The organism is Pseudomonas sp. ICMP 10191 (genome assembly GCF_001467335.1).
Classification (GTDB): domain Bacteria; phylum Pseudomonadota; class Gammaproteobacteria; order Pseudomonadales; family Pseudomonadaceae; genus Aquipseudomonas; species Aquipseudomonas cerasi.
Genome location: NZ_LKGW01000039.1, coordinates 1 through 509, shown reverse-complemented (window position 1 = coordinate 509; position 509 = coordinate 1). Strand labels below are relative to the sequence as shown.

General features: G+C 62.3%; 1 pseudogene. It reads right to left on the bottom strand.

Features of this window, described 5'->3' with window-relative positions:
• A pseudogene (locus tag AO388_RS04955) lies at positions 1-509 on the bottom strand (condensation domain-containing protein); the annotation flags it as partial.

Genomic DNA, 509 nt, shown 5'->3' with positions numbered 1-509 from the left:
CAGAGTCGGTTCGTCGATGTCGCCGAGCATGTCGCGGAAAAACGCTTCGTGTTCAGCCTGGCTGATACCCAGACGCGCCTGTGCCACATGGTTGCGATAAGGCACGGGGGCCGGCAATTGCTCGATATGACCCTGCAGGCTGGCCTGCATTTCCTCCACTACCACTTCCAGAGAGGTGTGATCCAGCGCCAGATGGTGGAACAGCAACATGCCGACCAGACGCTGGTGGGTCGCATCAGCGGCGCCTGGCCGATGTCCAGGCGATAGTGCCGTGGGTCAAAGCGCTCGCGCAGTCGTGTCAGCACGTCACCGTCGAGCGGATCGATGGCCACCTCTTCCAGGCTCAGTTTCGCGTTGCGCCATACCACCTGCACCGGCTGCTCAAGCCCCTCCCAGACCACGCTGGTGCGCAGGATGTCGTGACGTTCGACCACGCTCTGCAAGGCTGCGGCGAAACCGGCCAGGCACTCGCGATCATCGAACGCGAAGAGCATCTGCAAGACATAGGG